The sequence below is a fragment of the Pseudorhodoferax sp. genome (genome assembly GCF_047601025.1).
GTDB lineage: Bacteria > Pseudomonadota > Gammaproteobacteria > Burkholderiales > Burkholderiaceae_C > Pseudorhodoferax.
Genome location: NZ_JASGJZ010000001.1, coordinates 4,214,625 through 4,240,467 on the forward strand (window position 1 = coordinate 4,214,625; position 25,843 = coordinate 4,240,467).

General features: G+C 70.5%; 15 protein-coding genes and 2 pseudogenes. 6 read left to right on the forward strand and 11 right to left on the reverse strand.

Going from position 1 to position 25,843, the window contains the following annotated elements; all coding sequences use genetic code 11:
* Positions 1 to 104: 104 nt before the first annotated feature.
* From QM782_RS19610 to QM782_RS19635, 6 genes are all read right to left on the reverse strand, one after another.
* Positions 105 to 2,555: a PepSY domain-containing protein gene (locus tag QM782_RS19610; RefSeq protein WP_415204564.1), complete on the reverse strand. Its 2,451-nt coding sequence runs from the start codon at positions 2,553 to 2,555 to the stop codon at positions 105 to 107.
* Between the two features lie 88 nt (positions 2,556 to 2,643).
* On the reverse strand, positions 2,644 to 3,366 hold the full coding sequence (locus tag QM782_RS19615; RefSeq protein WP_415204565.1) for a DUF4198 domain-containing protein: 723 nt from the start codon (positions 3,364 to 3,366) through the stop codon (positions 2,644 to 2,646).
* A gap of 39 nt (positions 3,367 to 3,405) precedes the next feature.
* On the reverse strand, positions 3,406 to 5,640 hold the full coding sequence (locus QM782_RS19620) for a TonB-dependent siderophore receptor (RefSeq protein ID WP_415204566.1): 2,235 nt from the start codon (positions 5,638 to 5,640) through the stop codon (positions 3,406 to 3,408).
* Positions 5,641 to 5,722: 82 nt separating this feature from the next.
* The gene (locus QM782_RS19625) at positions 5,723 to 7,900 is read right to left on the reverse strand and encodes a TonB-dependent siderophore receptor (protein ID WP_415204567.1); all 2,178 of its coding nucleotides are present in this window, start codon (positions 7,898 to 7,900) and stop codon (positions 5,723 to 5,725) included.
* A 92-nt stretch (positions 7,901 to 7,992) separates the two neighbouring features.
* A complete protein-coding gene (locus tag QM782_RS19630) occupies positions 7,993 to 10,179 on the reverse strand; it encodes a TonB-dependent siderophore receptor (protein WP_415204568.1) in 2,187 nt (728 codons plus the stop codon).
* 367 nt (positions 10,180 to 10,546) lie between these two features.
* Positions 10,547 to 11,179 (reverse strand): TetR/AcrR family transcriptional regulator, encoded by a 633-nt coding sequence (locus QM782_RS19635; protein WP_415204569.1) that lies wholly within the window; start codon positions 11,177 to 11,179, stop codon positions 10,547 to 10,549.
* Between the two features lie 168 nt (positions 11,180 to 11,347).
* Between QM782_RS19635 and QM782_RS19640 the strand changes: the two are divergent.
* From QM782_RS19640 to QM782_RS19650, 3 genes and pseudogenes are all read left to right on the forward strand, one after another.
* A pseudogene (locus QM782_RS19640) lies at positions 11,348 to 13,606 on the forward strand (TonB-dependent receptor).
* Between the two features lie 141 nt (positions 13,607 to 13,747).
* Positions 13,748 to 14,539 (forward strand): SDR family NAD(P)-dependent oxidoreductase, encoded by a 792-nt coding sequence (locus QM782_RS19645; RefSeq protein ID WP_415204570.1) that lies wholly within the window; start codon positions 13,748 to 13,750, stop codon positions 14,537 to 14,539.
* 22 nt (positions 14,540 to 14,561) lie between these two features.
* The gene (locus QM782_RS19650; protein ID WP_415204571.1) at positions 14,562 to 15,953 is read left to right on the forward strand and encodes an MFS transporter; all 1,392 of its coding nucleotides are present in this window, start codon (positions 14,562 to 14,564) and stop codon (positions 15,951 to 15,953) included.
* On the opposite strand, the gene QM782_RS19655 is transcribed toward QM782_RS19650, so the two are convergent.
* The 5 genes and pseudogenes from QM782_RS19655 to QM782_RS19675 form a co-directional block, all read right to left on the reverse strand.
* Positions 15,904 to 16,743, reverse strand: a complete 840-nt coding sequence (locus tag QM782_RS19655; RefSeq protein WP_415205692.1) for a carboxylesterase family protein — start codon at positions 16,741 to 16,743, stop codon at positions 15,904 to 15,906. The genes QM782_RS19650 and QM782_RS19655 overlap by 50 nt on opposite strands.
* Positions 16,728 to 17,018 (reverse strand): annotated as a pseudogene (locus QM782_RS19660) (carboxylesterase); the annotation flags it as partial. The pseudogene QM782_RS19660 and the gene QM782_RS19655, both read right to left, overlap by 16 nt.
* A gap of 176 nt (positions 17,019 to 17,194) precedes the next feature.
* On the reverse strand, positions 17,195 to 19,717 hold the full coding sequence (locus QM782_RS19665) for a TonB-dependent siderophore receptor (RefSeq protein WP_415204572.1): 2,523 nt from the start codon (positions 19,715 to 19,717) through the stop codon (positions 17,195 to 17,197).
* Between the two features lie 154 nt (positions 19,718 to 19,871).
* Positions 19,872 to 20,912, reverse strand: coding sequence for a FecR domain-containing protein (locus QM782_RS19670; RefSeq protein ID WP_415204573.1), 1,041 nt, complete (start codon positions 20,910 to 20,912; stop codon positions 19,872 to 19,874).
* 21 nt (positions 20,913 to 20,933) lie between these two features.
* On the reverse strand, positions 20,934 to 21,449 hold the full coding sequence (locus tag QM782_RS19675) for a sigma-70 family RNA polymerase sigma factor (protein ID WP_415204574.1): 516 nt from the start codon (positions 21,447 to 21,449) through the stop codon (positions 20,934 to 20,936).
* A 204-nt stretch (positions 21,450 to 21,653) separates the two neighbouring features.
* Between QM782_RS19675 and QM782_RS19680 the strand changes: the two genes are divergently transcribed.
* From QM782_RS19680 to QM782_RS19690, 3 genes are all read left to right on the forward strand, one after another.
* Positions 21,654 to 22,208: an RNA polymerase sigma factor gene (locus tag QM782_RS19680; RefSeq protein WP_415204575.1), complete on the forward strand. Its 555-nt coding sequence runs from the start codon at positions 21,654 to 21,656 to the stop codon at positions 22,206 to 22,208.
* Between the two features lie 86 nt (positions 22,209 to 22,294).
* Entirely contained in the window at positions 22,295 to 23,350 is a 1,056-nt protein-coding gene (locus tag QM782_RS19685) for a FecR family protein (RefSeq protein ID WP_415204576.1), read from the forward strand.
* 109 nt (positions 23,351 to 23,459) lie between these two features.
* A complete protein-coding gene (locus QM782_RS19690; protein WP_415204577.1) occupies positions 23,460 to 25,841 on the forward strand; it encodes a TonB-dependent siderophore receptor in 2,382 nt (793 codons plus the stop codon).
* Positions 25,842 to 25,843: the final 2 nt, after the last annotated feature.

Here is a 25,843-nt window from a genome sequence, read left to right on the forward strand (position 1 = left end):
TCGTTGGATAAAGGAACTCCATAGTCTTCATCGACCCGATAGCCGAAAACGATGAACGCGCCCGGGCGGCTGCCGGAAAGGGCAGGGGGCCCGGGCCCGGCGGGTCAGTAGACGTCGCGCCGGTACCGGCCCTCGGCCGCCAGGGCGGCCAGGCCGTCGCTGCCGAGCAGGTCGCGCAGGACGTCCTCGACGCCGCCGGCCATCCCGCGCAGGCTGCCGCAGACGTGGACGACGGCGCCGCGGTCCAGCAGCCAGTGGCGCAGCTCGGCCATGCGGGCCCGCAGATGGTCCTGCACGTAGCCGCCGCCCGGGTCGCGCGAGAACACGCGGTCGACCCGCACCAGGCCGCGGGCTTGCCAGTCGCCGAGTTCGTCGGCGCACAGCCGGTCGGCGCCCTGGTTGCGCTCGCCGAACACCAGCCAGTTGTCGCCCAGCCCGCGGCGCACCCGCTCGCGCAGCAGGCCGCGCAGCCCCGCCAGGCCCGAGCCGTTGCCGATGAACAGGCAGGGCTGCGGGTCCGTGGACACGGTGAAGGCCGGATTGGCCACCAGGCGCAGCCGGATCGTGCCGCCCGGCGCGCAGCCACCCGTCAGGTGGCCGGACACCCAGCCGATGCCGTCGGCGTGCCGGTGCCGGCGGACGATCAGCTGCAGGCGGCCGTCCTCGCGGATCGACGCCACCGAATAGCGGCGCGGCAGGGCATCGCGCGCCTCGCCCGGCGCGGGATCGGCCGCGTCCGCGTCCGGCGGCAGGATCTCGACCAGCGCCCCGGGCGCCCAGGCGGGCGCCAGCGCGTCCGCGGGGGGCGCCAGGTCCAGCTCGTACAGCGGCTCGCCGACGCTGCCCGGATTGAGCAGCGTGCGCCCGCGCAGGGACCAGTCCTGCCAGGCCAGGGCGTCATCGGCGCCGCCGTCCTCGTCGGCCGCGGCGGCCGGGTCGGCCCCGAAGCGCGCCAGGCTGGAGAACCAGGGGTCGACGCCGCGCGGGTCGCTGTCGCAGACCGGCACGGCCGGCTGCAGGGCGCTGGCCCCCAGTTCACCCAGGCGCCGGTGCAGCCAGTGGCCGAAGGCGCAGAAATGCGCGTACTCGCGGTTGCCCAGCGCCAGTACCGCGTACTGCAGGCCGGCCAGGCGCGCCTCGCCGCGCGCGATCGCGGCGGCGAAGCGGCGGGCGGCGTCGGGCGCCTCGCCCTCGCCGAAGGTGCTGGCCACCAGCAGGGCGCGGGGATAGCCCGCCAGGTCGGCCGGCATCAGGGCGGCCAGCGGCCGCAGGGCCACGGCGTGGCCCGCCCCCTGCAGGGCCCGGGCGGTGCGCGTGGCCAGCGATTCGGCCCGGCCGGTCTGGCCGGCCCAGGCGACCAGGAACTCGGCGCCGTCGCCCGCGCCGTCCAGCGCCCGGCGCTCGGCCGCGGCGCTGCGCCTGCGGCGCCGGCGCTGCAGGTAGAGCCACCAGCCGGTCACGCCCAGCAGCGGCAGCGCCAGCGCCGCCAGCATCATGGCGATGCGCCCGGGCAGGCCGAAGAACTCGCCGATGTGCAGCGGGTAGATCGTGGCCAGCGCGCGCTGCGCGGCCGTGCGGTCGGCAAAGCGCTGGTCGCGGCGGATCTCGCCGTCGAGCCCGATCTGCATCTGGTTGGTCTGCTGCGAGTGTTCGGCGCCGGGGGCCAGCCAGAACACCTCCAGCGGATCGCTGGCGCGCGCCGGCAGGCGCAGGCGCGCCTGTTCCCAGGCGGGCACGCGCGCACGGAAGGCCTGCCAGGCCGCGCTGATGTCGCCCGGCGGCGTGGGCGGCCCGGCCTGGCGCTGCACGCGCGGCGGGCGCTGGACGCCGGCCCAGCCGTCCACCGTCTTGCGCACGGGATCGAAGGCCCAGTAGATGCCCGTCGCCGACAGGATGATCCAGGCCGGCAGCATCCACGTGGCGACCACGGCATGCAGCGACCACAGGAACGGCCGGCCCTTCAGCCGCGGGTTGAAGGTGAGCCAGGCCCGCGCGCTCGACGCCCGCCGCGGCCAGCGCAGGTACACGCCGCTCGCCAGCAGCAGCACCAGGCCCAGCGTCATCGTGCCGGTCACGGTCTTGCCGATGTTGCTGGGCAGCAGCAGCCAGCGGTGCAGGCGCTCGGCGACGTCGAAGACGCCTTGCCCCGCGGCCGGGCCGAGCCACGCGCCGGTGGCGGGATCGAGGTAGGCGGCCGGCAGCCGCGTCGGGCCCTGCACGAGCAGCAGGCGGGGCGTGCGCTGCGGATCGCTCCACAGCGTGAGCATCGAGACCGACTGGCCCGCCGGCAGCGCCGGCAGGGCCTGCAGCAGCTCCGGCGGCGCCAGCGCGGGGCGCCGGGCCTGTTCCGGCGCCAGCACCAGGATGCCGGGGTTGAACAGGTCCAGCAGCTCGTCCTCGAAGGTCAGCATGGCGCCGGTCAGGCCCATCAGCATCAGCACCGTGCCGGCCACGATGCCGATGCACCAGTGGATCTGGAACAGCGCGTCGCGCAGCCCGATCCGCGGCAGCCGCCGTGCCGGTGGCTGCTGGCGGTCCTGGAGATCAGCGTTCATGCGAAGAGGAGGGGAAAGACGACGGGCGGCTCGCGCCGCCCTGCGATGCCGGTGGCCCGGACCGGGCCGGTGGCCGGCGGAGCCGTGCCTACTTCGCCGAGGGCGTCCTCAGCGGCGCGGCGGGCAGCGGCGCCAGGCCGGACGGCTGGACGAAGGTCAGCGAGGTGACGTAGCTGACGCTATCGTACTTCTCGCTGCCGCGCGTGCCGGGCGTGGGGTCGGTGTGCCGGACCTCGGCCACGTACTGGCCCTGCCACGGCATGTCGAACGCCACGCCGCCGTGCTCGTCGGTGTAGCCGGTCAGGGCCCAGCCGGACTGGGTGAGCCACTCGACCTTGGTCTTGGGCAGCGGCTGGCCCTTGAAGTACAGCTTGAACTCTCCCGCCTTGCCGGTCGGCACCAGGTCCAGCGCGAGCTTGGGCGGCTGGGCGGCGAAGCCGGTGATCAGGCGGGCCGCCGGGCGGAACCAGCTCGTCACCTCCTGGTCGCCCTGCTTGGCGCGGCGCAGCGGAAAGCTCGCGTCCTCGGCCACGATGGCCTCGCCCTGGCCCGCGCCGAAGGGCAGCGCGAAGCCGCCGGCGGTCTTGCTGGCGTCCACCGCCTTCTCGCCCTGCGCGGACAGGTGGGTGGCGGAGGGCTTGCCGAAGCGGTCGAGCAGGCCGGGCGAGGCTTCGCGCAGGTTGTGCGCGAATTCGCCGAAGCGCAGCACGGCGGTGGCGCTGCCGGCCGGCTGTTCCAGCCACACGAAGTGGGCCTGCGCCGTGAGGCTGAAGCCGAGGGCGGCCGCCAGCAGGGTGAGGGTCCTGGTCATGGTGCTCTCCTGTGAAAAGAGCGGATGCGTCGCACGGGGTCAGAACTTGTAGCTGGCCGACACCACCACGGTGCGCGGCTCGCCCAGGGCGGTGGCGTTGGCCCAGTAGTGCTTGTCCGTCAGGTTGGTGACGTCCAGCCGGACGGTCATGGGGTTCTTCGCCGTCCCCCACTGGTAGCGCATGCCCAGGTCGTAGACCGTGTAGCCCGGCAGCCGGTCGGTGTTCATGGTGTCGGCGTAGCTGTCGCCGGTGGCGTTCAGCCCCGCCGACAGGCTCAGGCCGGGCACCATCGGCAGCGCGTACTCGGCGCGCACCTTGAACAGCTTGTCGGCCACGACGGTGGGCCGCTTGCCTTCGAGCAGCGGGTTCTGCTTCTGCTGCTTGACCTTGGGGTCGAGGAAGGTGAAGCCGCCCATCAGGCTCAGGTCGCGGGTGAGCTTGCCGATGGCCGTGAACTCCACGCCCTTGTGGACCTGGCGGCCGTCCTGCACGTAGACGGGGCGCGAGGGATCGCGCACGTCGTAGTACTGCAGGCCCTTGTCGATCTGGAACAGCGCGCCGCTCAGCAGCATGCCGTTCCAGGAGTACTTGGCGCCGATCTCGACCTGCTTGCTGGTCAGCGGCTTGAAGACCTGGCCCTTGTTGACCACGGGGACGCCGTTGTATTCGTCGGCCGCGACGCCGCCCTGTTCGAGCGACTCCATGTAGCTGACGTAGGTGGTCAGGTCGGCTGCCGGCTTGAACACCAGCGACAGCGTGGGCGTGACGGCGGACTTGTCGTAGCTCCTGGTGCTGAGGGTGGAATAGGCCAGGCCGGCCAGCACGGACCAGTGGTCGCTGAAGGTGATGTCGTCGCCCAGCACCAGGCTCTTCTTGATGCTGGAGGCCCACACGCTCTTGTCGCCGCGCGAGATCGGGGCGACGGTCGGTTCGTCCCTGTACTGCGCCGGATCGCCGACCGCGAATGTGCCGCCGCTGACGGGCCGCGCATTCGTGGCCCATCGGTCCTGGCGGTTGTTGCTGTACTGGTAGCCGGCCGTCACCTTGTGGTTGATGGCGCCGGTGTCGAACTTGAAGTCGGCGTAGACCGCGCCGCGCTGGTCGCGCTGGTAGGACAGCACATCGTTCAAGCCCGGCGCGTAGAGGTAGCTGAAGCTCTGGGTGTAGGCCGTGGGCGAGGTGAAGGTATTGGTCGTCAACGACGTGGCCGCATTGCGCACGCCGTCGCTGAACAGCAGGTTGGCGCGCAGGCTCAGCGCCTGGTTCACGTCCCACTTCGCGTGGGCCGTGTAGCGGTTGGTCTCGTAGTAGCGGTGCGTCCACGAGGGGCTGTAGGCGCGGTCGGTGCGCAGCGCGTCGGCGGACGGGCGCGTCGCCGCCGTGGCGGACCAGCCCGCCTGGGCGCCCCAGTCGTCGTACTCGAGCCGCGTGGCGCTGAGCTGCAGGTACAGGTCGCTGCGCGGCTTGGCGTCCAGCACCAGGCTGTAGAGGTTGCGGTCGATGGACTGGCCCCGGATGGCCGTGTCGCCGCTCTGGCGCGCCAGGTTCAGCCGGTAGCCGAACTTGCCCTCGGCGTCGAACTTGCCGCCGAAGTCGCCATGCACGTACCACGCCTTGTTGCCGCGGCTGGAGACGGTGAGGTTGTTCAGCCGCTCGTCGGTCGAGCGCTTGGTTACGTAGTTGACCAGCCCGCCGACGTTGCCCACGCCGTACAGGAAGCCGGACAGGCCGTTCAGCACCTCGATGCGCTCGGTGTCCTCCATCGTGGTGCCGTGGCCGTACTGGTCGTCCGCGACGCCGTCGCGGTACGAGGCGTAGAAGTTGAAGCCGCGCACGTTGACCGTGGGCTGGTTGTTCTCGTACTGCGAGCGCGACAGCTGCATGGTCGGATTGACGCGGTACACCTGGTCGGCGCTGGCGGCCTGCAGGTTCTCGATGAATTCCTCCGAGAACACCGTGATCGAGTACGGCGTGTCCTGCAGCGTGCGGCCCTGCCAGGGGCCGACGTTGGAGACGCGGTCCTCGCGGTAGCCGTCGGCCGCCGTGCCCTTGGCCTCCTGGTCGCCGCTGACGGTGACCGTGGGCAGGCTGTTGTTCTGCGCGGCGGCATCGGCGGACACCTGCGCGACCTGGTCGGCGGCGATGGCCGCGCCGCCCATGGCCGTGGCGGCCAGGCCGGCGATGGCGCAGCGGACCGCATGCGCCAGCACGCCGGGCCGAAGCAGGGCCACTGGCGCGGCCTCGCGTTGGCGGGAGGGGGCAGGGGCCGTCATGGCGGCGGATCGGGTCGAATTCATTTCGTAGGTCATGTCGAGGAAGCAGGAGGTGTTTTCTCTTGGGGAAGCAGTCACGTCGTCAGAAGCGGTAGTTGGCCGACAGCACCACGGTGCGCGGATCGCCCAGGGTCGCGCCATTGGCCCAGTAGTGCCTGTCGAACAGGTTGGTGATGTCCAGCCGGATGGTGATGGGATGGCCGGCCGGCCCGAAGCGGTACCGCGCCCCCACGTCATACACCGTGTAGGCGGGCAGGCGATCCGTGTTCATGGTGTCGGCGTAGCTGGCGCTGGCGTGGTTGAACCCGGCGGAAACGCTCAGCCCCTGCACCGCGGGCACGGCGTATTCGGCGCGCACCTTGAACAGCTTGTCCGACACCAGGGTGGGCCGCTTGCCTTCGAGCAGCGGGTTCTGCTTCTGCTGCCGGACCTTGGGGTCCAGCCAGGTGAAGCCGCCCAGCAGGCTCACATCGCGGGTGATCTTGCCGATGGCGGTGAACTCCACGCCCTTGTGGACCTGGCGGCCGTCCTGCACGTAGACGGGGCGCGAAGGGTCGCGCACGTCGTAGTACTGCAGGCCCTTGTCGATCTGGAACAGCGCGCCGCTCAGCAGCATGCCGTTCCAGGAGTACTTGGCGCCGATCTCGACCTGCTTGCTCTTGAGCGGCCCGAAGATCTCGCCCTTGTTCACCACTTCGGCGCCCTGGTAGGTGTCGGCGGCGGTTCCGCCCGACTCCAGCGCCTCCATGTAGCTGACGTAGGTGGTCAGGTCGGGGACCGGCTTGAACAGCAGCGACAGCGTGGGCGTCAGGGCCGACTTGTCATAGCCACTGGAGGTGATCTGGGTGTGGGACGCACCGACCAGCGCGGACCAGTGGTCGTTGAAGGTGATGTCGTCGCCGACCAGCAAGCTCCTGCGGATGCTGACGGAGTTGCGCTCGGCACCCCGCGACGACGGCCGCACCGTGGGTCGGTCGATGTACTGCGGATCGTCGATCAGGAACGTGCCCGCCACCACCAGCGGCGCGGCATTGGCCCACGACTGGATGTGGTTGTTGCCGTACTGGTAGCCCGCCGTCAGCTTGTGGCTGACGGCGCCGGTGTCGAACCTGAAGTCCGCGTAGACCGCGCCGCGCCGATCGTCCGTGGAGGTGTAGACGTCGTTCACGCCCGGCGCGAACACGTGCGCGATGGTCTGGGTGTAGGTGGTCGGTGAATTGATCGTGTTCGTCGGCGAGGGATAGGACGTGTTGCGCACCACGCTGTTGCTTTGCAGGACGGCGCGGATGCTCGCGGCCTGGCCGACGTCCCATTTCATCTGGGCCGCATAGCGGTCGGTGTCGTAGTAGCGGCGCGTCCAGCGCGGACCGTACGACAGGTCGTTGCGCAGCGCGGACGCCGGCAGCCGCGTCGCGGCCGTGGCCGACCAGGCGGCCTGCGATCCCAAGATGTCGTAGTTCATCTTCGTGCCGCTGACCTGCAGGTACAGGTCGTTGCGCGGCTGCCAGTCCAGCACCAGGCTGTAGAGCTCCCGGTCGATGGTCTGCCCCTTGATGACGGTGTCGCCATCCTGCTTGGCCACGTTGAGCCGGTAGCCGAACCTGCCGTCGGGGCCGAACTTGCCGCCGAAGTCCCCGTGCACATACCAGGCCTTGTGGCCCAGGCTGGTGACGGTGATGTCGTTCAGCCGCTCGCTGGTCGAGCGCTTGGACACATAGTTGACCAGCCCGCCCACGTTGCCCGAGCCGTAGAGAAAGCCCGACAGGCCGTTGAAGACCTCCACGCGCTCGGTGTCCTCCATCGTCACCAGGTGGCCGAAGAAGTCCTGCGGCACGCCGTCGCGGTACGACCCGTAGAGGGAAAAGCCCCGCAGGTTCACGGTCGGCTGGTTGTTCTCGTACTGCGCGCGCGTCTGCTGCAGGGTGGGGGTGACGCGGTAGACCTGGTCCGCGCTGCCGGCCTGCAGGTTCTCGATGAATTCCTCCGAGAACACCGTGATCGAATAGGGCGTGTCCAGCAGCGTGCGGCCCTGCCAGGGGCCGACGTTGGAGACGCGGTCCTCGCGGTAGCCGTCGGCCGCCGTGCCCTTGGCCTCCTGGCCGCTGCTGACGGTGACCGTGGGCAGGCTCTCCGCCTGCGTGGCGGCATTGGCGGGCGCCTGTCCGCCCTGGTCGGCGGCGATGGCGCGGCGGACCGCATGCGCCAGCACGCCGGGCCGATGGGGCTGGCGCCGGTGCGACGGGTTGGGGGGCACTGCCATGGCGGCCGATCGCGCCGGCAGCGAAGGTTGCTGTCTGTATGTCATGCCGAGGAAGCAGGCGGCGTTCTCTCCGGGGGGAGGCACGCGCATCGTCAGAACTTGAGGTTGGTGGACAGCACGACGGTGCGCGGCGCGCCCAGGGCCGAGGAGTTGGCCCAGTAGTGCTTGTCGGTCACGTTGTACACATCCATGCGAACCGTCATGGGGGTCTGGCCGACCTTCATCTGGTAGCGCATGCCCAGGTCGTAGATGGCGTAGCCCGCCAGCCGGTCGGTGTTCATGTTGTCGGCGTAGTTGGCGCCCATGGCGTTCAGGCTGGCCGACAGGCTCAGGCCCGGCGCGGCGGGCACGGCGTACTCGGCACGCGCCTTGAACATCTTGTCGGCCACCTGGGTGGGCCGCTTGCCTTCGAGCAGCGGGTTCTGCCGTTGCTGCTTGACCTTGGGGTCGAGGAAGGTGAAGCCGCCCATCAGGCTCAGGTCGCGGGTGATCTTGCCGATGGCGGTGAACTCCACGCCCTTGTGCACCTGGCGGCCGTCCTGCACGTAGACGGGGCGCGAGGGATCGCGCACGTCGTAGTACTGCAGGCCCTTGTCGATCTGGAACAGCGCGCCGCTCAGCAGCATGCCGTTCCAGGAGTACTTGGCGCCGACCTCGATCTGCTTGCTGGTGAGGGGGTCGAAGACCTGGCCCTTGTTGACCACCTCGACACCCTGGTATTCGTCGGCGGCCGTCCCGCCTTGCTCCAGCGACTCCATGTAGCTGACGTAGGTGGTCAGGTCGGGGGTCGGCTTGAACAGCAGCGACAGCGTGGGCGTCAGGGCCGACTTGTCGTAGGTCTTGGACAGCAGCGTGACGTACGCCACGCCGACCAGCGCCGACCAGTGGTCGCTGAAGGTGATGTCGTCGCCGAGCACCAGGCTCTTGCGGCGGCCGACGCTCCACCCGACGTTCTTCGCGCCCCGGTCCATGGGCGCGACGACGGGCCTGTCGGGGTACTGCGGGTTGTCGATGGAAGAAGAGCCGAGGGGAATGGCTCGCGCGCTGGCGGTCCAGCGATCCTGCCGGTTGTGGGTGTACTGGTAGCCGAGCGTCACCTTGTGGCTGACGGCGCCGGTGTCGAACTTGAAGTCGCCATAGACCGAGCCGCTCCTGTCGTAGACATAGCTCAGCGTGTTGACCACGCCAGGGGCGTAGAAGTAGCTGAGGGTCTGGTCGTAGGTGGTCGGCGAGGTCATGGTGTTGGTCACCGGCGCACCCTCGGAGTCGCGCACGCCCGTGCTGTAGAGGTAGGTGGCGCGCAGGCTCATGGCCTCGTTCACGTCCCACTTGGCATGGGCGGTGTAGCGGTCGGTGTTGTAGTGGCGGTAGGTCCACGACGGGCCGTAGGAGATGTCGTTGCGCAGCGCGTGCACGGAGGGACGCGTGGCTGCCGTGGCGGCGAAGCGCGCCTGCGCGCCATGGATGTCGTAGTCCATGTTCATGGCGCTGGCCTGCAGGTACAGGTCGTTGCGGGGCTTCGCGTCGAGGATCAGGCTGTACATGTCGCGCTCGATGCGCTGGCCGCGGATGGACGTGTCGCCGTCCTGCTTGGCCACGTTGGCGCGGTAGCCGAAGCGGCCGTCCGCATCGAACTTGCCGCTGAAATCGCCGTGCAGGTACCAGGCCTTGTTGCCCAGGCTGGACGCGGTGATGCTGTTCAGCCGCTCGTCGGTCGAGCGCTTGGTCACGTAGTTGACCAGCCCGCCCACGTTGCTGGGACCGTACAGGAAGCCCGACAGGCCGTTGAGCACCTCGATGCGCTCGGTGTCCTCCATCGTGGTGCCGTGGCCGTACTGGTCGTCCCGCACGCCGTCGCGGTACGAGCCCCACAGGGTGAAGCCGCGCAGGTTGATGGTCGGCTGGTTGTTCTCGTACTGCGAGCGCGTCTGCTGCAAGGTGGGGTTGACGCGGTAGACCTGGTCCGCGCTGCTGGCCTGCAGGTTCTCGATGAAGTCTTCCGAGAACACCGTGATCGAGTAGGGCGTGTCTTGCAGCGTGCGGCCCTGCCAGGGGCCGACGTTGGAGACGCGGTCCTCGCGGTAGCCGTCGGCCGCCGTGCCCTTGGCCTCCTGGTCGCCGCTGACGGTGACGGTGACGGTGGGCAGGCTCGTCGCGCTCGACTCGGCCGCCGGATCGGCCGCCATGGCCGGGCCCGCGCCCAAGGCCATGCCGGCCAGAGCGTAGCGCACGCCGTGGGCCAGCGCGCGGAAGTTGAACGCGGGCGCGGAGGAGGGCACGCCACCGACGCGGTGGGAGGAGGCGGACAACCGCGGCGACGGGCGCACGAACCTGAGGCAAACCATACGGAAATCAGAGGTAAATTTAATTAAAGATCTAAATGATAATTGATTTGATTTGCATCAATGATCGAATGTGGTAGGGCCGGCGCCTGGAGCACTGGCGGCCTGGCGATGCGGGATGCCGCCCCGGCGGCTTCAAGGCGGGCTACGTCGCGCGGGTAGCCGGGTTCACGCCCAGGTCGGTGCAGATGGAGGACTGGGCGCCAGACTGGTCTGCGAAGGCCGGGCGCCAGCCATCGGCGGCCGGCCGCGGCCGCGCAGCGGCGACGGCCGGGCATTGCCGGCAACGCGGCCGGCCGGGCTGTCAGGACAGGGCGGGGGTGCCGCCGCCGCGGGCTTGCACCATGGCCAGCGCGCCGACGACCAGGGCGTGCATGCCCTGCGCGAACTCCGCCTCCATCTCGGCTTCTTCCGCCGCGCGGTCCGCTGCCACGGCGGGCTCGCGGCCCGCCACCGAATACACCGTGTCGGCCACGGCGATGCAGTGGAACGCCACGGTGGCGAGCAGCCAGCGCGCGTCCTCCTTCGAGATGCCGTAGACCTGCGCGACATGGCTCTGGTGCTCGTCGATCTTGGCGAGCATGGGCTGCGTCGCGGCCAGCCGGCGGATCACGTACGGCGTCAGGCCCGGATGCGCCTTGACGAAGGCCTGCACGGATGCGCTGAACACCAGCAGGTACTCCTCCAGCCCGCCTGCTTCCCGGCCACTGGCCCGCGGAATCTGCCAGCGCCTGAAGATCTCCTCGGCGACCAGGTGCTTGAGCGCCTCCAGGCTGGGGACGTGCCTGTAGAGCGCCATGTGGCTCACCCCGAGCGCGGCGGCGACGCCGACGAAGGTGATGCTGGGCAAGCCGATGCCGATGCCCGCCTCGGCGATCCGTTCGCGCGTGATGGTGGGCGGGCGTCCGCGTGCCGAAGGCTGCTTTCCGTGGGGCATGTGTTCTCCGTGGCCAGCGGCGATTGTCGGAGGAGGGTGCCGCCAGGCCTGCCGCCGGCAGCACCGGTGAATTAGTTTAATATCATGCAACTAATTATCGCTCGCATTCCGATGGCGTTCCGGCGATCGGTTGCACGCCGGACCCATTCCAACACCAAGAAAGCTGACATGGCCCGACATCGCCATTCCTCCCGCATCGCGCGTCCCCTCGGCCAGGCGGCGCATGTGCGTCCGCCCTTCGCGCTCCGGCGTGGCAGCGCCGTCCAGGCGGCGCTGCTGCTGGGGCTGGCCGCGGGCGGCCTGGGCGCCAGCGCCCCGGTGCTGGCGCAGGCGGCCGCCGACGCGGCGGACGCGCGCGCGAACGCCCGTGGCGAAGCGGCTGCCGCCACGCTGCCCCAGGTCACGGTCCAGGGGCAGGCGGCGGCGAGCGCGCCCTACGCCGGCGGGCAGGTGGCCACCGGCGGCCGCGTGGGCCTGCTGGGCGACAGGGACTTCATGGAAACCCCGTTCAGCACCATCAGCTACACGGACGCCTTCATCGCGGACAGGCAGGCCAAGGACATCACCGAGGTGATCGCCGCCACCGACCCCACGGTGTTCAGCAACGGCGTCTCCGGCGCCTGGAGCGAGAACTACGCGATCCGCGGCTTCGCCTCCAGCACCACCGACATCACCGTCGGCGGGCTGTATGGCATGGCGCCGTACTACCGCACGACGCCCGAGATGTTCGAGCGCATCGAGGTGCTGAAGGGGCCGTCGGCCCTGCTCAACGGCATGCCGCCCGGCGGCTCGGTGGGCGGCACCATCAACCTGGTGCCCAAGCGTGCGGGCGCGCAGCCGCTGGCGCGCCTGACGGCGACCTACCTGTCGGACGCGCAGTTCGGCGGGCACGTCGACCTGGGCCGGCGCTTCGGCGAGGACAAGCAGTTCGGAATCCGCTTCAACGGCGTCTACCGCGATGGCGAGGGGGCGGTCCGCCAGCAGGAGAAGAAGGCCCAGCTGGCTTCCCTCGGGCTGGACTGGCGGGGCGAGCGCGTGCGCCTCTCGGCCGACCTCTACCGCAGCGAGGACCGCGTGGACGGCGTGACCCGGGGCATCAACCTGGCGCCCGGCGTGGCGATCCCCAGGCCACCCAGGCCCGACACGCTGCTGAACCCGGACTGGTCCTTCGTCGAGAACAGGGACCGGGGCGCGATCGTGCGCGGCGAATTCGACCTGAGCGAGCAGCTGACGGCGCATGCGGCCTTCGGCACCAGCAAGAGCGACTACACGTACAACGGCGCCATCTCGGCCCAGGTGCTCAATGCGGCGGGCGACTTGCGCACCACCATCGGCCAGCTGGCCTTCGAGGTGGAGAAGCAGTCGGCGGAGGTCGGCCTGGCGGGCCGCTTCCAGACCGGCGGCATCGGCCACCGGTGGGCGGTGAACGCCACGCACTACGCCGACACCGTCCGGGAATTCGGCCGCAGGTCGGTGCCGGGCGCGGACTGGACGACCAACCTCTACGACCCCGTCTGGGGGCCGGCCGCCGCCCTCGTCACGCCGCCGACGCTGCACACGGAAACGCGCCTGACCAGCTACGGCCTGGCGGACACCCTGTCGTTCGCGCAGGACCGGGTGCAGCTGACGCTCGGCGTGCGGCGCCAGGAGGTCCTGACGGACACCTTCAACGTCACGACCGGGGCGCGTGCGTCCCGCTACGACGCGAGCGCCACGTCGCCTGCCGCCGCATTGCTGGTCAAGGCCACGGACCAGGTCTCCGTGTATGCCAACTCCATCGAAGGCCTGAGCAAGGGCCAGACCGCGCCGCTCGCCGCCGCCAATGCGGGAGAGCTGTTCCCGCCGTACAAGACCAGGCAGAAGGAGGTTGGCCTCAAGTTCGACCTCGGCACGTTCGCCCACACGCTCAGCCTGTACCAGATCACGCGGCCCGGCAGCTACACCGACCCCGTCACCAATGTCTTCTCGTTCGGCGGCGCGCAGCGCAACCGGGGGCTGGAATGGAGCTTCTTCGGCGCGCCGCTGCGCGGCGTGCGCCTGATGGGCGGCATCGCCCATGTGGAGCCCAAGCTGACCCGGACGTCCGGCGGCACCAACCAGGGCAAGGTGGCCACGGGCCTGCCGAAGCTGCAGGGCAAGCTGGGCGCGGAGTGGGACGTGCCCGCCGTGCAGGGCCTGACGCTTACCGCCAACGCGACCGCCGTTTCCAAGCAGTACATCAGCGCCGACAACGCGCTGTAGGCGCCCGGCCGCACGGTCTACGACCTGGGCGCGCGCTACGCCACCCAGGCCGCCGGCCACCCGCTCGTGCTGCGGGCGAGCGAGGCCAACGTCACCGACAAGGCCTACTGGGGCATGCCGCTGCTGTCCAGCCTGGCGCTGGGCGCGCCGCGCACGCTGGCGCTCTCGGCGACGATGGATTTCTGACGCGCGGGCGTCTCCGGGCTGGCGGTCGCCGTGGGCGGCGCGGCGCCGCGCACCGCCGCCGTGATGGCCGGTGGCGGCGACCGGGTCGCGCAGGTCCACTATTCTTGCTGGTGTCCCGACATCCAGACCGAGAGAGGCGCCATGCAGATCGACCTGACCCACAAGACCGCCATCGTCACCGGCTCGACCCAGGGGATCGGGCTGGCGACCGCCAAGGGGCTGGCCGCCTGCGGCGCGGCCGTCGTCGTCAACGGCCGGCGCCGGCCGGAGGTGGATGCCGCCGTCGCGTCGGTGAAGGCGGCCGTGCCCGGCGCCAGCGTCGCCGGCTGCGCCGCCGACCTCGGCAGCGCGCAGGGGTGCGCCGCGCTGGCCGCCGCGCACCCGGCCTGCGACATCCTCGTCAACAACGTCGGCATCTTCGGCCCGCAGGACTTTTTCGACACGCCCGACGGCGAGTGGGAGCGCTTCTTCGAGGTCAACGTGATGTCCGGCGTGCGCCTGTCGCGCACCTACCTGCCGGGCATGCAGGCCCGGGGCTGGGGGCGCGTGGTCTTCCTGTCCTCGGAGTCGGCGTTCAACATCCCGGCGGACATGATCCACTACGGCATGACCAAGACCGCCTGCACCGCGGTCGCGCGCGGGCTGGCCAAGCGCATGGCCGGCACCGGCGTCACGGTCAATTCGGTGCTGCCGGGGCCGACACTGTCCGAGGGCGTCGCCGCGATGCTGCAAGGCGAGGTGGCGCGGACCGGCCAGCCGCTGCAGGCGGTGGCCAAGGCCTTCGTGCTGGCCCAGCGGCCGTCCTCCATCCTCCAGCGCCCGGCCAGCGTCGAGGAGGTCGCCAACCTGATCGTCTACGTCTGCTCCGCGCAGGCCTCCGCCACCACCGGGGCGGCCCTGCGCGTCGACGGCGGCGTGGTGGACAGCCTGTGAGCCGCGCGGCCGCCGCCTACCCATGCCCGTGATCGACCGCCGCACCGCGCTCGCCCTGCTGGTGGCAGGCACCTTCTTCATGGAGAACCTGGACGCCACCGTCATCACCCCCGCCATCCCGGCGATGGCGGCGAGCTTCGGCGTGCAGCCGGTCGACCTGAACATCGGGGTGTCGGCCTACATGCTGACGCTGGGCGTCTTCATCCCGATCAGCGGCTGGGCGGCGGAGCGCTTCGGCGCGCGGCGCGTGTTCGCGGGCGCCATCGCGCTGTTCACGCTCGCCTCGCTGCTGTGCGGGCTGGCGGCCTCGCTGCCGCAGTTCGTCGCCACGCGCGTGCTGCAGGGCATCGGCGGGGCGCTGATGGTGCCGGTCGGCCGCCTGGTGGTGCTGCGCGAGACGCCCAAGCAGGACCTGGTGCGCGCCATCGCCGTGCTCACCTGGCCGGCGCTGGTGGCGCCGGTGCTGGGGCCGCCGCTGGGCGGGCTGATCGCCGACCACGGCGACTGGCGCTGGATCTTCTGGCTCAACCTGCCGCTGGGCGCCATCGCCCTGGTGCTGGCCTGGCGCATCGTGCCGGCGCTGCAGCCCCAGCAGGGCAAGGCCTTCGACTGGCCCGGCTTCCTGCTGACCGGCGGCGGCCTGTTCTGCCTGCTGGCCGCCACCGAGATCGTGGCGCAGCCCCAGGCGGCCTGGGGCCGGGCGGCGGCGCTGCTGGCCGCCGGCCTGGTGCTGATGGCGGCCAGCGTGCGCCACCTGCGGCGCGCGGCGCGGCCGATGCTCGACCTGTCGGCGCTGAAGCTGCCGACCTTCGCGGTGACGATCTGGGGCGGCTCGCTGTTCCGCATGGGCGTCAGCGCGGTGCCGTTCCTGATCCCGCTGATGTTCCAGATCGGCTTCGGCTTCGACGCCTTCTCGGCGGGCCTGATGCTGATGGCGGTGTTCGCCGGCAACCTGGCGATGAAGCCCATGACGACGCGCGTGATGCGCCGCTTCGGCTTTCGCCCGGTGCTGGTCGCCAACGGCCTGCTCAACGCCGTGCTGATCGGCGCCTGCGCGCTGTTCGCCCACCGGATGCCGCTCGCGCTGGTCTGCGTGGTGCTGTTCCTGGGCGGCATGGCGCGCTCGATGCAGTTCACCGCGCTCAACAGCATCGCCTTCAGCGACGTGCCGCAGGCGCAGATGCCGGATGCCAACACTTTGTTCTCCACGGCCTTCCAGCTCGCCATGGGGCTGGGCGTGGCGCTGGGCGCCATCGCCTGGCGCATCGGCGAGTCCGTCGCGCCCGGCGCGGATGCGGCCACGCCGTTCCGCATCGCGTTCCTGATCGTCGCCGCTACCGCGCTGCTGGCGGTGGCCGACGTGTTCAGGCTCCAGCCCGGCGTCGGCGACCAGGTGTCGCGGCAGGCGAGGTAGCCGGCGGCACGCCGCGACCCGGCGGGAGGCGGCCGGAAACGGCGGACCCGGCCTCGAACGGCGAGACCGCGCGCGAGCGGGCGGCGGCGCGGCCGCAGGATGGGGGGCAAGCGCGCGGCGTGGGCCTCGGCCCGGCGAAGTAGTGCGGCCAGAAGCCGTCTGTGGCGGGCGTGCGGGGCACCGCGATGGTGGCGCCTTCCAGCCCGAAGCGCATCACCGCGGGCCGGTCCGCGTCGAACGGCGGCCAGCGGCCATCGCCGGCCGGCGCGCCACCGGCGACGAAATCCCGCCAGCAGCGCTGCATCGCCAGGGCCACCGCGGCAGCCTGCGCCGGCCGGCCGATCTTGTCCCGCACGTGCGCGCTGCCGGTGTTCCCGAACACGAAGGGCACGTCGGCCGCATGCGGGGAACTGTCGTCGGTGCCCGCCATCGGGAAGGCGAACTCGTAGGCCCAGGCCGGCCGCCGCGCCCGGGCCTGCTTGCCGAGCGTGTGCAGGATCGGGGCCCGGAAACCAGGTCGGTGTAGAGCGCGCGCCAGGCCGCTTGCGGCGTGTATCCCGGCGCGGCGTAGGCCGCAATCACCGCCGGTACCGGCGGCGGCGCGTCGAACGCATCGTGCGCCGCGACCAGCCCGGCCACGCGCTGCGCCAGCTCGGCCGGGGTCTGCGGCGCCTGCATCGGCGACAGGCGCTGGCCGGCGCCGTCGCAGAGGTCGAACCAGAAGTCGGCCTCGGTGCGCGTCCAGCCGGCCAGCAGCGGCACGGCCATCGGCGCGGCGTCCCAGGACCAGTCGCGGACGAGGTGGCCGTCGCGCACCGGCGCGGTGGCCGGGCGCTTCATGCGCGCCACCAGTTCGGGCGAGGTGGAGAACGCCTGCTCGCGGCGCTGCAGTTCCGCGCCGTCCAGCGCGCGCAGCGCCGTGACGCCGATGCCCAGCGCTGCGCACAGGGCCTCGGTGTTGGCCGCGGCGGTCTCCAGCTCGGCGAACATCGGCGGCCGGAACAGCGGCGGGCCCTGGGCGATGACGCCGCGGTACAGCCCCTCGCCGAGGCGGTTGTGCGCCATCAGCGCGATGTTGGCGGCGCCGGAGGACTGCCCGGCCAGCGTCACCCGCGCCGGGTCGCCGGCCGAAGGCCGCGATGCAGCCGTTCACCCAGCGCAGGGCGGCGAACGCGTGCTGGCGGACACCCCGTTCGGCCGGCTGCACGGGCTGCGCAGGGGCGGGTGCGGCGTCCGGTCCGTCAGAAATCCACCGTCAGCGACGCCGACACCGTGCGCGGCGCGCCCAGCGTGGCGATGGCCGCCCCCTCGCGGAAGATGCCGGAGTAGTAGCTGCGCCCCGCGACGTTGGCCACGTTCAGCCGCAGCGTGGCGTTCTTGCCGTACAGCCGGGTGGCGTAGCGTGCGCCCAGGTCGAACACGCCCCAGCCCGGCAGCCGGAGCGTGTGGTTGTTGGTCAGCCACTGGGGCGAACTGGTTTCCACGCGGCCGGTCAGCGTCAGGCCGGGCGCGCCGGGCACGTCCCATTCCGCGCCCAGGTTGGCCTGCCATCGTGGCGAACCCACGGCGGCATACCCGTCGAGCAGGCCGCCCTGCGTCCTGGTCTGGACGGATTGCGCGTAGACCACGCCGCCGAGCACGCGCAGGCCGCGCGTGATTTCGCCGAAGGTGTTCCACTCCAGCCCGCGCACGCGCTTCTCGCCGCCGTCGGTGGCGTCCATCGCGCCGCTGCCGTCGGTGAACGTGATCAGCGTCGGCTGGGTGATCTGGAACAGCGCGAAGGTGTTGGTGAACGTGCCCGCGTTCCACTTGACGCCGATTTCGCCTTGCTCCGTCTTGTACGGCGCGAAGGTGTGGTTGCGGACGTAGCCGTTGGTCGTCGAGATGCTGGCACCCTGGCTCAGGCCCTGCACGTAGCTGGCATACAGCGAGACGTTCGGTCCCCAGGGCTTGAAGACCACGCCCACGGCGGGCGTGACCACGCTCTTGTCGTAGGCGACCTCGCCGCCGGTGCTGATGCCGTCCGCCGTCGGATCGACCTCGAAGCTCTGGTGCCGCAGGCCCAGCGTCAGGCGCAGGCGGTCGTCGAGCATGGACAGCGTATCGATCAGCGCCAGGCTGTCGAAGGTCTTGTCCGACCATTTGCGGGCGGAGGCCGGCAGGTCGGGCATCGCCACCGGCACCGGGTGGTAGATGTTGGTGACGCCGCCGTTGGAGTTGGCGTCGTAGCCGTAGTCCATCTTCAGGCGCGAGGCCTGCAGCACCATGGCGTGGCCGACGCCGCCGGTCCTGAAGTTCAGGCGAAGCCCGGTCTCGGCGCTCACGTTCTTCTCGTACATGCGCTGGCCGGACATCGATGCCGTGCCGGTGCCGTCCGCGCCGGTGGCGACGATCCACGACCCCGTGAAGAAGCCCGCCACCGTGCCGCGGCGCACGCCGACGTTGGCATAGGCCGTCACCATGTCGTTGAAGGCGTATTCGGCGCGCAGGATGGCGGCCTTGTTCTCCGCCTCGCCGTAGGCGGCGGGAAACAGGTTCAGGCCGGCGTCGGGCGCCGGCAGCAGGCCGAGCGCGGCATTGCGGAAGAAGATGCCGGCGGGCGTGCCGCCGTCGAACTTCTCCTTGCTGTAGTAGGCGTCCAGCGAGCCCTTGAAGCCGCCGTTGCGGTAGTCGAGCGCGGCGGACAGGAACTGGCGCTGCTTGGACTGGCCGTCGAGCTCGGTGTCGCCGTCGGCGAACGATCCGTTGACGCGCAGGCCCACGGCATCGTCCGGGCCGAAGCGGCGGCCCAGGTCCAGCCGGGTGCCGAACTGGCTCTCGCCGATGTAGTCGAGCGACACGCGGCTGAGCGGCTGCGGGCCGGCGCGCTTGGGCACCAGGTTGATCGTGCCGCCCAGGGCGCCGGCGGGCGCCATGCCGGAGAACAGCGCGCTGGGCCCGCGCAGCAGCTCCACGCGCTCGAACATCTCGACCGGCGTGTGGCCGTAGGGCATCAGGCCGTACATGCCGTCGACCGTCATCTCGTTCTGGTTGACGGCGAAGTTGCGGATGCGGAAGTTCTCGAACGGATGGCCGTCCGACGTGGAAAAGCGGACCGACGCGTCGTTGCGCAGCACGTTGGCCACGGTGCGCGCGCCCTGGTTCTCGATGGCCTCGGCCGTGTAGCTGGTCACGGAGAAGGGCGTGTCCATGACATCCGCGTTGCCCAGCAGGCCCAGGCGCGCGCCCCTGGCCACCTGGCCGCCGGCATAGACCGGCGGCAGCTCGCCGGGGGACTGTTCGGCCAATGCCGTCACGCGCACCGTGGGCAGCGTGGACGCGGGCGCCTCCGTCGGCCTCGGCGGGGCCGCGGGCGCTGCCGGGGAGGCCGGCGCGGCGCGCAGCACATAGCCTCCGTTGTCCATGCGCACGGCGTTCAGGCCGCTGTGGGCCAGCAGCGCCGCGAGCGCCTCCTGCACCGTGTACTGCCCGCGGATGCCGGCCGTGGTCTTTCCGCTGGTCTGCTCCGGCGTGAACGTCAGCAGCACGTTGGCGGAACTGGCCAGGCTGCTGAGCGCCGGCGCCAGGGCGCCGGCCGGGATGTCGTAGCTCCGGCGCGCGCCCTGGGCCGGCCGGGCATCCTCCTGCGCCAGGGCGGTGCCCGGCAGGCCAGCGCCCAGGGCAAGGGTGCCGATGCAGAGCCATGCCGCGTAGGCGACGGCGCCGTGGCGCAGGACGGGTGGACGGATGCCGGACTGCCCGGCGCGCGGCGTGCTTGCTCGCATGGTGGTGGCCTCACGAAGTGGAAAAAGGGGTTCTCTCCTCGGTAGGTGCCGCGAGAAGGCGCATCGGGCAGTCCTCCCTGCAAAAAACGCCATCGGGCCCGGCGGGGCAGGCCTGCGTGGATCGGGAGGAAAGCGCCGGGAGGGCCCGACGGCCTCAGCGTGCGGCGGCTTCCACGGTCACCCAGTACCGCGTGCGCCACCTCACTTGCACCGGAAGCACCCGGGGCAGGGCGGACAGGATGTGGTCGGTGTTCTGCAGCGGGAACACGCCCGAGAAGCGCAGGCCGGCCACTTCGGGCGCGCAGCGCAGAACGCCGGGCCGGTAGCGGCCGACTTCGGTGACGAAATCGCCGAGGCGCATGCCGTCGGCCAGGAGCTGGCCGCGCGTCCACGCATCCGCCTCGGCGCCGAGCGCCTCGGGTGCGCCGACGGCATCGCCGCGGAACGTGGCGCGCTCGCCGGCGCGCAGCACGCGCGGCGCGCTGCCGCCGCAGGGCGTGATCTCCACCGCGCTCTCCAGCACGGCCACCTGCGTGCTGCCGGCGAGGCGGCGCACCGTGAAGCGCGTGCCCAGCGCGCGGATGCGGCCCTCGGCGGTCTCGACGACGAAGGGGCGGCTGTCCGCCACCGCGGCCGTGCCGTGGCCGGTGACGACCAGGACCTCGCCGGCGGCGAGCCGCACCAGCCGCTGCCGGCCGTCGAAGCGCACGTCGATCGCCGTGGCGGTGTTGAGCGTCACGGCGGTGCCGTCGTCCAGCGTGAGCCGGCGCTGTTCGCCGGTGCCGGTGCTGAAGTCGGCAGCCAGCTGCTGCCAGGTCTGCGTGCGCGAGGCCAGCAGACCGGCGCCGCCCAGCATGCCGCCCGTCCACAGCAGCGCGCGCAGCGCCTTGCGGCGGCTGCCGGGCCGACGGCCAGGGTGGCCGTCGGCATAGGCCGACAGCGCGTTGTAGGCGGCATGCGGCGCCATGGCCTTGAACTTGCCGACGACGGCCTCGACGTGCTGCCAGGCGCGTTCGTGGTCGGGGTGCGCGGCACGCCACCGCTGCCAGCGGCGGCGCTCGTCGTCGGAGGCTTCGCCCGACATCATCACCGTCAGCCACTGCGCCGCCTGGTCCGCGACGGCTTCGCGGATGGGCTGGCCACCCGCCATGGGCGGGCCGCGGCCGCTGTCGGCGGAGGTGGTGGATACGCTCATCGGCTCGGCGCGCGCGGCAGCCTAGGCCGACAGCGCGAACAGGCAGTGCCGGTGGGCGCGCGTGAGGTACTGCTTGACGGAACTGGTGGAGACGTCCAGCCGCGCGGCGATGTCGGCATAGCTGAGTTCTTCGAGGTGCGCCAGCAGAAAGGCTTCCTTCACCCGGGGCGGCAGGCCGTCGAGCGCCCGGTCCATCTCCCGCAGGGCTTCCAGCGCGAGGCAGTGCGCTTCGGGCGACGGCGCCATCCCTTCGGGCAGCGCGGCCAGCGCCTCCAGATAGCTTTCCTCCAGCAGGCGCCGGCGGTGGTGGTGCGCCATCAGGCGCCGCGCAATGGTGGCCAGGAAGGGCCGGGGCTCGCGGATCTGGCCGGCCGTGCCCGCCGCGATCACGCTGACGAACGTGTCCTGCGCCAGGTCCGCCGCGACGAAGGCGTCGCCCAGCTTGCGCCGCAGCCAGCCCTCCAGCCAACCGCGGTGGTTGCTGTAGAGGATCTCCACCGTGGGAGAAAGCGAGTGGTCGGAGGCCCCCAGGCGCATGCCGTCACGCTGTGCGACGACGGCGTGCACAGCCCTTGAAATGGAACGAGGGCTGAATGGTAAATGAGAATTTGTATCAACTATGATGCCGCATGGACGATCGTGTGATGCCTGTGGTTCGAAGCACACAGGGATGGACCGCGCACATCCCGGCACCGATCCGCTGACCGGTGTTTCTCGTTTCCATGGGGCATTCGGTGATCCGTGCTTGAGCGCTACTACCGCGAACTGCTGGGCTTTCTCTTCCGCACCGTGAGGGACCGCGACACCGCGGCCGACCTGGCGCAGGAAAGCTACGCCCGCGTGCTGACGGCGCAACAGGCCGGCCGGCCCGTGCGCGACCCGCGCGGGCTGCTGTACCGCACGGCCCGCAACCTCGTCATCGACCAGCATCGCCGCGCCGAGGTGCGCGCCCAGACAGGCGAAGCCATGTCGCTGGATGACGAAGGCGCCGGGCTCGACGGCCTCGCCGGCCCGCCGTCCCAGGAGCCGGACGCCATCGTCGCCTCGCGCGAGGGCCTGGCGGCGGTGGTCGCCGCCATCGAAGAGCTGCCTCCGCGCTGCCGCGAGGCGTTCATCCTCTACAAGTTCGACGGCTTGTCCTATGCCGAGATCGCCGAGCGCATGGGGATTTCCCCGCGCACGGTGGAAATGCAGCTGCAGATCGCGATGCATGCCTGCTGGCTCTGCCTGGACCGGATCGACGGCGCGGCGCGTACCGCGCCGGCGCGGGGCCGGAGAAAGCGCACCGAGCCATGAATCGGAAGAATATGCGGGGCCATCGCGCGCCCGATACCGGATTCGGCGCCGCTCGCGCGTCTACACAAGAAGAGAGACCGTCTTCCATGTCCCCCGCGCTGCCACCGCCAGAAGACACGCCCGGCTTGCGCCAGGAAGTGCTCGACTGGTTCATCCGCCGACAGCGCGACGGCTGGAGCGTGCAGGACGAGGCCGCCTTCCAGGCCTGGCTGGGCGCCGACGCCCGCCATCGCCAGCGCTATGCGCAGTGGGAGACCCATTGGCAGGCGCTCGACGCCCTTCCCGCCGATGCCGTGGCCCGGCTGCGTCGCAACCTGCAGCGCGACACGGCGCGGGAAGCCGCCCGGCGGGCGCCGTCCGGCATGCCCCGCCGGCGCTTTCTGGTGCCCGCGCTCGCCGTGGCAGCCGTCGCCGTTGGCGCCGGGTTGCTGGCCTGGAGCCACTGGCAGGCGCAGCCGGTGTTCGCGCAGGCCTTCGGCACGCAGCGCGGCCAGCAGACCGAAGTCCCGCTGCCCGACGGCAGCCGCATGCGGCTGGATACCGCCACGCGGATCGAGGTCACCTACTACCGCCAGCGCCGGGAAGTGCAGTTGCTCGAAGGCCAGGCCGTGTTCAGCGTCCAGGCCGATGCGGCCCGCCCGTTCCACGTGCTGGCCGGCCCGGTGGGCATCACGGTGGTCGGCACCAGGTTCTCGGTGCGCTACACGCCGAACCTGGCCGGCAACGACGGCGTGCAGGTCGCCGTGGAGGAGGGCAGGGTCCGCGTCGTGCGGCGCGCCGGGGTACCGGGCGACGCGCTGGGCGACCTGCCGGATGCCATCCATCTCGCCGCCGGCCAGCAGGTGCTGGCCGACACAGAGGGCACGCTGGCCCCTGTGCAGGCGGTGCCTGGCGAAGGCATCGCACCCTGGCGCGGCAGCCGCATCAGCTTCGTGGACACGCCGCTGGCGCAGGCCCTGGCCGAGCTGGAACGCTACGGCAGCACGGGCCTGACGGTGCGCGACCCTGCCGTGGCGGCGCTGCGCCTGAGCGGCACCTTCGACCCGCGCGACGCGCGGACGCTGCGGCGCGTGCTGCCCAGTGCCTTGCCCGTGCGGCTGCGGGAGGCGGGCGGAACGACCGAGGTGCTGCCTGCTCGCTGACCGCGTTCGGGTTGGCGCGAAGAAGTTTCCGGAGGCCCTACCGTATTTCCGAGGGCTCGTGCGTCTACCCAGGTAGGAGCTGTTTGCATTCACTACTTGGAGGACATTCATGAGTCGCCAGAACCTTCGGCCGGCACCCCTGGCCCTGGCCATCGCCCTTGCGCTGGGATCTGCCGCCGTTCATGCGCAGGGCGCGGCGTCGCCCGACGCGCCGGTTCAGATCGCCATCAAGGCCCAGCCCCTCGCCGAGGCGCTCAACGATTGGGCGCGGCAGACGCGCCTGCAGCTCATCGCCCGGCAGGAACTGCTGGCCGGCAAGACCGCCCCGGCCGTGTCGGGCGTGCTGACACCCAGCCAGGCCCTGGATCGCCTGCTGACCGGCAGCGGCCTGGCCGCGACGCGGGAGGGCGATGCCGTGGTCATCCAGCCCGCCAGGCCAGCCGCAAGCACCGCGCTGCCCGAGGTCGTCGTGAGAAGCGGGGCTGAACTGAATGCAGCGACGCAAGGCAAGGGCTATTCGGCACGTGCTGTCACGATGTTCGGCAATACCCAGTCGCTGAAGGATATTCCCAGCTCGGTGTCGGTGTTGACCCGACAGCAGATGGAGGACCAGAACGTCAACACCATCATCAGCGCCATGCTCTATTCGCCCGGCGTTGCCTCCATTTCCTATTTCGGCAACAACAGCGGCAGCAGCGGCAGCACCGGTTACTACAACGCGCGGGGCTTTCCCGTCACCGTGTCCCTGGACGGTTTTTCCGCCCTCAACGGCATCCAGTGGCGACCGCAGTTCGACATGGCGATGTACGACCGGGTCGAGGTGTTCAGGGGCCCCTCCGGCCTGCTGAACGGGCAAGGCGCTTTCGGCGGCACCATCAATCTGGTGCGCAAGCGACCTACCGACGCGTTCCAGCTCCAGAGCGAGACTTCGGTGGGTTCATGGGCCAGTCTCCGGCAGATGATCGACGTGTCCGGCCCGATCAACCAGGACGGCAGCTTGCGCGGGCGCATCGTCGGCTTGGCGGGCAGGGCCAATTCATACATCGACGGCCAGTATTCCCGCACCAGCATGGCTTACGGGACGCTGGAATACGATATTGACGCGCAGACCACGGTCTCGCTGTCCGCGGGGCAGCAGAAGGACCCCAACCACCGGCCCGACTATGGTGTCGGCTATGACTCGGCGGACAATATCGTCATCGGCCCGAGGGGCTGGTCGCAGAACTTCGGACCGGATTGGAACTACGCATCCAATACGACGAAGGAAGTCTCCGCATCATTGAGGCATCGCTTCGGCGATGACTGGAATGCGGAGGCGACCCTGGTTTCCAGGCAGGTGCCGATGTACTCCAAATACGCCTTCTCCAACAACCCGGCGGCCGGAACGTACATGGCCACCTACCAAGGACAGGAGCAGGACATCAAGGACGATTGGCTGGGCATGGACGCCCGCGTCTCCGGCACGGCCGATGTGCTGGGGCGGAACACCGAGGTGCTGCTGGGTGTGAACCGGAGCGTCTATAGCGAGAAATACATTGGCAGCAATGTCAGCATGGGCACCTACAACATCTTTTCCCCGGACATTCCGGAGCTGGACGCTCCATTCACGTCGGGAACCAAGACGAAGGTCACTCAATCCAGCCTGTATGGCCATGTCAACGCGCACTTGACAGAGCAATTCTCCCTGGTCCTCGGTGGCCGCTACCTCTTCTTCAAGCAACGATCCCAGACCCTCCTGCCGACGTTGGGAGACTGGAGCACCAAGGCCAGGGAGAACGGGAAATTCGTTCCCTATGGCGGACTGGTGTTCGCGCTGACGCCCGAGGTTTCTGCTTACGCCAGCTATTCCAAGGCGTTTTCCGCGCAGACGAATACCACCTATTCCGGCGAGGCCATCCAGCCTTTCACAGGAGAGCAGTACGAAGCCGGGCTCAAGAGCAGTGCGCTGGACGGCAGGCTCAACGCTTCCATCGCTGCCTTCCGCATCAAAGGCAGCGATCTGGCGGTTGCCGACCAGCTGCACCCAGGGTTTTCCATCGCCAGCGGTGCCATGCGCAGCCAAGGCTGGGAGGCCGAAGTTTCGGGCTCCCCGGTGCCGGAATGGAACCTGAGCGCCAGCTATACGCGGGCGGATACCAAATACACCGCCAGTCCCACGAGCCAGGGCCAGTCGTACAACGGCGAGACTCCCAGGCACATGGTCAAGCTGTGGAACACCTATCGCTTCACGCAGGGCGCGCTGCAAAGGTTCATGGTCGGCGCAGGGCTGTACTTCCAGAGCAATACCTGGCGGCTGAGGCCGCAGTACCACCAGGGGTCCTATGCACTGTATTCCGCCAAGATCGGCTACCGCTTCAATGAGCATCTGGAGGCCGACCTGAGCGTGAACAATCTCTTCGACAAGCGGTACTACAGCCGTGCGCCGTATCTGCTGTTCGCGGAATACGGCGCCCCGCGCAACGCGGCGCTGACGCTGCGGGCGAAGTTCTGACT